Here is a 5,503-nt window from a genome sequence, read left to right on the forward strand (position 1 = left end):
GGAATCTAAAAAGGCTGTATTTGAGTGGAAGAATGTATATATAACGGATGTCCAGGTTCTCCACTTTTATTTAATTTAAGATAATAGAGTCTGTCCGTAAGCAATTGTTTTACAAAAGTTGATCTCGCTTTAAAAACACCATCATTTCCCCAACAAGCAATAAGTTTTTGGGATTCTGCTGCTAATTGCTTTAAGTGGGCATCGTTATCAGGACCAATAGGGTCTTCTTGGGACATCATTTCTTGTGGATCAGTAGCTCTATATGCAAATAGATTAGCCATATAAATGCCACCACCTCCCCAACTTTTAGCAAAATTAATGCATCGTCTTATGGTTCGGTCATCTTGCTCATGGTCTGCAGTTGATGGATTTAAGCCGACAAAGGTAAATATTGGTTTTTCTTTATCCCAAATACGCCAAAGTGAATAACGATATTTGTTACAGTCAGAAATGATTGCCCCTTTTTCTATCATTAAATTGTCCTTCTTGATCTATTTCGAATAAGAGATTTTATGTTAAATAGGTTCGATTAAGCAGATCGTCTTCTAATTTTGAACATTGCTCATCATCAATGACTCCGGTAATACTTTGTAGCCACAACCCATCTGCTGCTAAACGAAGTAACTCTAAATCAGGATGACTATCCGTTTCTGCATGTTGAGATAATCTATTTTTTAGCCATTCCATCCAAATTTTATTAAAGGTAGGCTCTGTGATCATAGTCATTGATAACGCTGACCAAGCAGAAACCACCCCATCTATTTGATGGATAAAAGAACTATGAATATAAGCTCGTGTGAATTTACCATATTCTGTTGGATCGCGTTTAATCAAGTATTCAACTGTTTGATCTAAATCAAGAATTATTTGATTGAACATTTCTTCTATCAAATTTTTTTTATTCGGGAAATGGTGAAATACCCCCCCTTTTGTTATACCTACTGCTGTAGCAATATTTTGAATAGAAACACCAGAAATACCCTTTTGAGAAACAAGAATAGTTGCCTGTTCAAGGATGCGCTTTCGAATAACCTCTGGTTGCTTCTTTTGTTGCCGAATTTCTTTCACTTAATGACCTGCTGATTGCGAAAATAAATTAATAATTATTACGCCAGATACGATAAAACCAATTCCAATTAAAGCAGGATTATCTAGTGTCTGTTTAAAAACAAAGTAGCCAACTACAGCAGTTAGAACAATCCCAACACCAGCCCATATAGCGTATGCGATACCTAAAGGGATTGTTTTAATAACTTGTGATAATAAATAAAATGCCGTGCTAAAAAAAATAAAGACCATCACGCTTGGAAAAAGTTTTGTAAACCCTTCCGATTTAACTAAAAAACTACTTCCAATCACTTCGGAAACTATTGCAAATCCAAGTAATACATAAGCGAGTAACACACTGTTCATAAGTAATCATACCTAAAATACCAATCGGAAGGTATGTTAAATTTTCAAAAAAAAATTATCAATAATTATTTTAGATTTTCTAAAATTAACATAATACACCTTATACGAAATTTGTTATAATTTTCCTTAGAAATCAATGCTGTAGTTTCTAGTTGATAGCCCATCTTCCCCAAGGTGGGCTTTTTTTATGATTTTTCACGTTCCACGCCTATTATTTAAGCAATGTTTCACAACTTTGATTAGCTCCAGTAAATAATTAAAACCTAGATAATAAGAACCGAGCGAGTGTCTACGAGCGATTGAGCATCATCAAAATTTCGCCCTCGCCTTTTCTCTGATTACAAGCTCCCTTTCGATTTTAAACGGTAGGTACAGAGCATCCCGAATGGGTGCGAACTTTGGAGCTTTTGCTTTTCAAAAAGTATGAGCGAAGCGAATACATTACAAATGCTTTTGCTTTTAGATTTCACAAACAGGATTAACTAAAAACTGCCCCACGAAGCGAGGAACGAGCTTCAATAGAGTACGAGCTTTAGCGAGTACATAGGGCAGTTTTAAGCACTCCCCTCTTTTTAATATTTTTTAATTTTTTAATTTTTAGCATCTGTAATCAATTGATAAATAATAATAAAAATAAGGATAAGTACACCTTTATCTTGCAATAAGTACACCTTTATCTTGCAATAAGTACACCTCTATCTTGCAATAAGTACACTTCTATCTTGCAAAGTGACACTTAATAAAATAAAGTGTACTTATATACTTAAAAAACATGTCTGCTTATGAAAAAAGAACTAGTCGTTAAAGATAATGCACTAATAAATGCTAGTTATAATTTAGACCTATCAGAACAACGTTTAATACTGTTAGCCATACTTGAAGCTAGGCAATCAAATACACCCAATGATAAAGATTTGACGATTCATGCTGAAAGCTATATCAACCATTTCAATGTTCATAGAAATACAGCCTATAAAGTTCTTAAAGATGCTTGCAAAAGCCTATTTGATCGTAGATTTAGCTATCAAAAACTGACTCAAAAGGGCAACATTGAGAATGTAATAAGTCGATGGGTACAACGAATATCTTATGTAGAGAATGAAGCTCTTGTTCGTATTAAGTTTTCTGATGATGTTGTACCGTTGATTACAAATTTAGAAAAACACTTCACCAGTTATGAACTAGAGCAAGTCAGCAGTTTAACTAGTGTTTACGCTATACGCTTGTATGAGTTGCTTATCGCATGGCGTAGTACAGGCAAAGTGACTATGGTAGAGCTAGAAGAGCTAAGATTAAAACTAGGCATAGAACCCAATGAATACAAGAGAATGGGGCAATTTAAAGAAAAAGTTTTACACCTTGCCATTGATCAAATTAATAAGTACACAGATATAAAAGCAGAGTATGAACAACACAAACGTGGTCGTTCAATTATTGGTTTTTCATTTAAGTTTAAGCAGAAACAACAACCGAAAAAATTAGATTCTAAGCGTGACCCAAACACACCTGACTTTTTTGTCAAAATGACTGATGCTCAACGCCATTTATTTGCCAATAAAATGTCTGAAATGCCTGAAATGAGTAAGTATTCGCAAGGCACGGAAAGCTACCAACAATTTGCTATCCGTATTGCAGACATGCTTTTAGAACCTGAAAAATTCAGAGAGCTTTACCCATGTTTAGAGAAAGCAGGATTTAAACCATGATGCAACTGGAGAACCTAACAGCCAATTTTCAAGGCATTCAAATTAAGTATACCGACATCGTTAATTATGAAATTGCGAGGGAAAATATATGCGGTTATATTTTCCTATTATCCCGAATATCCAAAAATGCCGAACCTACCGAAAAAATGCCGATGGAAAGCAAAATAGAGGACTTAATTTACTATCGAGATAATTTGCAGATCGAAGATAAGGAAAATGTTCAAAAGGTCTTAAATGAGCTTATTCTAGAGTATAAAGCCGAGCAAGAAAAACAAAGAGCTAATAAAAATCAGGTTTGAATTAAGCTATTAGATTTTAAAAATTTATCAATCAATTTCAACAACTTAATTCGCTTACTGCCTTTTCTAACAGTCTTTTTGTCAATTAGGAAAAGATCAGTCCATCCCAAATTAATATGATGCTCATTTTGAGGTAGCTCTAGAATGATCGAGTGATTAAATTTTTCATTCACTGGGCTAAAAACAACAATATAAGGCTCACTTCCTATTGGATTTGAAACCATGAGAGAGAAGTCAAAATCTTTGTAGACATCTTCTGTATGAGATAAAGATGAATTAGCCTCAATCTCAAAAAACTGTTTAAAAAAAGCTTTTTTATCCATTTTTAACTACCTAAATATTTGTAGATTCTGGTTTTAAAGGCAAATCAAAAAGCTGTCTATCTCTATTTTCTGTTAAATATTCATTGAGTTCAGCGAGTATTTTTTCTTTGTTGGCTTCGTTACTTTGCATCTTTTTAATTAAATAAGAACCGAGCAAAATTTTACGCCGAGTATCATCTTTTCGTTGCTGTTCCTTTTGCTTAGTACGTTCTCTTGCTTCGATAGCTTGTTTTTGTGCTTTTAACTGTTTCAGCTTCTCTAATTGGGCTTCAATTTTCTTTTCAATATTTTCTGTTGATTTTGTCATAACGTCCAATTTTGGCATGTAGAAAACCACTCAAGCATAAGGCCCTATGAATTGAAATTCAAGCGGGCTATATGCTATCGTGTTTTTCATGAAATGCGCACTTACGACTTGGATTTCATCCAAGTCAAAGTTTGCGTAAGGGGATACCCCTTAACCCCAAAAACTGCTACGCAATTTTTTAAAAGCAAAAGCATCTCAAGGCGACTGCATGGCAATCTATCATTGTTCAACTAAAACAGTTAACCGAAGTTCAGGACGAACTGCGGTTGCATCAAGTGCTTATCGTGCAGGTGAAAAACTAGAAGATGAACGTACAGGGCTGACCCATGACTTTACGAGAAAAGACGGTGTCGCCCATTCTGAAATTATCTCTAATTTAGATATTGAAATTGACCGTGGCGAACTTTGGAACTTGGCAGAAAAAACCGAGAACCGCAAAGATGCCCGAACCGCTAGAGAATGGGTGATTGCCCTGCCTGATGAATTAGACGCTGATCAACGTAAGGACTTGGCAAAAGACTTTGCCAGGTCCTTAGTTGATCGCTATGACGTAATCGCAGATTTAGCCATCCATGAACCGAGTAAAGGCGGTAATGATAAAAACCATCACGCCCATATCATGCTCACAACCCGAAAAGCCGAATTGGACGCAGACAAAAAACTCACTCTGACCACCAAAACCGATATTGAACTCAGCAACGCCAAACGAAAAAGCCTTGGTATGGGGACAACCCAAGAAGACATTAAGCAAATTAGAGAAACATGGGCAGAGTTAGCCAATAAAGCATTGGAACGTGCAGGCTACCGAGAAAAAATAGATCACCGCAGCTATGCCGATCAGAACAACGGACTACAAGCCACCATCCATGAAGGCACCAAAGTCACTCAATTACGCAGACAAGGCATAGACACTGAAATTAGCCGTTTCAATGACAACGTCAAACAGCAGAATACCCAACAACTTGACCAACAGAAACAGCAGAAAGAGAGCGTTTTACAGCGTGGTTTAAACCGTGTCGATCAAGGTTTTGATCAATGGCAGAAGAACCAAGAAACCAAACGTCTAGAACTGGAACGCCAAGCGGAAATGAAGCGACAGCAAGAATTAGATAAACAACGAGCCGAGCAAGCACTCCGCAAGGCATCTCAAAAACTAAGTAGAGGCGGAATGTCATTATGAGTAATCAAAATGATCTAGATGACCAGTTATATATTTTATTGGCATCCATGAAGGAATACAGGGAAGCCATAGCAGATGATAACAAGCGATTAGAGACGTTTTACAATAAAGTAGCTAGTGGGGTACTAGAACAGAGCAAAAAGACCCTAAATAACGCAAATCAGGAAGCTACACGCGCCCTTCAAGGTCGTATTCAGGAGTTAGATAAAGCCACCGATAAATTGAACTACAGATTTATTGCCTTGTTGTGTGCAATTTTCCTTAGTCTGGTATTA

8 protein-coding genes and 1 pseudogene are annotated in these 5,503 nt (G+C 36.2%); 4 read left to right on the forward strand and 5 right to left on the reverse strand.

What is annotated here, in order from left to right:
• Positions 1-5: 5 nt before the first annotated feature.
• From WA249_RS18650 to WA249_RS18660, 3 genes are read right to left on the reverse strand one after another with little or no spacing between them, the layout of a single operon-like run.
• Positions 6-473: a DUF1643 domain-containing protein gene (locus tag WA249_RS18650; protein WP_004727917.1), complete on the reverse strand. Its 468-nt coding sequence runs from the start codon at positions 471-473 to the stop codon at positions 6-8.
• Positions 474-510: 37 nt separating this feature from the next.
• Positions 511-1,068, reverse strand: a complete 558-nt coding sequence (locus tag WA249_RS18655; protein ID WP_005146114.1) for a TetR/AcrR family transcriptional regulator — start codon at positions 1,066-1,068, stop codon at positions 511-513.
• Positions 1,069-1,413 (reverse strand): SMR family transporter, encoded by a 345-nt coding sequence (locus tag WA249_RS18660; protein WP_005146112.1) that lies wholly within the window; start codon positions 1,411-1,413, stop codon positions 1,069-1,071.
• 782 nt (positions 1,414-2,195) lie between these two features.
• On the opposite strand from WA249_RS18660, the gene repM reads away from it, so the two are divergent.
• Both repM and WA249_RS18670 read left to right on the forward strand, forming a co-directional pair.
• On the forward strand, positions 2,196-3,119 hold the full coding sequence (repM, locus tag WA249_RS18665; RefSeq protein WP_111813180.1) for a replication initiation protein RepM: 924 nt from the start codon (positions 2,196-2,198) through the stop codon (positions 3,117-3,119).
• Positions 3,116-3,418: a hypothetical protein gene (locus WA249_RS18670; RefSeq protein ID WP_111813179.1), complete on the forward strand. Its 303-nt coding sequence runs from the start codon at positions 3,116-3,118 to the stop codon at positions 3,416-3,418. The genes repM and WA249_RS18670 overlap by 4 nt, the downstream gene beginning before the upstream one ends.
• On the opposite strand, the gene WA249_RS18675 is transcribed toward WA249_RS18670, so the two are convergent.
• Together WA249_RS18675 and WA249_RS18680 are read right to left on the reverse strand one after the other, a co-directional pair.
• Complete coding sequence (locus WA249_RS18675; RefSeq protein WP_151778602.1) at positions 3,409-3,741, reverse strand: hypothetical protein; 333 nt, start codon at positions 3,739-3,741, stop codon at positions 3,409-3,411. The genes WA249_RS18670 and WA249_RS18675 overlap by 10 nt on opposite strands.
• A 10-nt stretch (positions 3,742-3,751) precedes the next feature.
• Positions 3,752-4,048: a mobilization protein gene (locus WA249_RS18680; RefSeq protein WP_111813182.1), complete on the reverse strand. Its 297-nt coding sequence runs from the start codon at positions 4,046-4,048 to the stop codon at positions 3,752-3,754.
• Positions 4,049-4,256: 208 nt separating this feature from the next.
• Between WA249_RS18680 and mobQ the strand changes: the two genes are divergently transcribed.
• Entirely contained in the window at positions 4,257-5,228 is a 972-nt protein-coding gene (mobQ, locus tag WA249_RS18685) for a MobQ family relaxase (RefSeq protein ID WP_225554441.1), read from the forward strand.
• Positions 5,225-5,503: pseudogene (locus tag WA249_RS18690) on the forward strand (hypothetical protein); the annotation flags it as partial. The gene mobQ and the pseudogene WA249_RS18690, both read left to right, overlap by 4 nt.

It is taken from the genome of Acinetobacter sp. 161(2023), from assembly GCF_037027805.1.
Lineage (GTDB): Bacteria > Pseudomonadota > Gammaproteobacteria > Pseudomonadales > Moraxellaceae > Acinetobacter.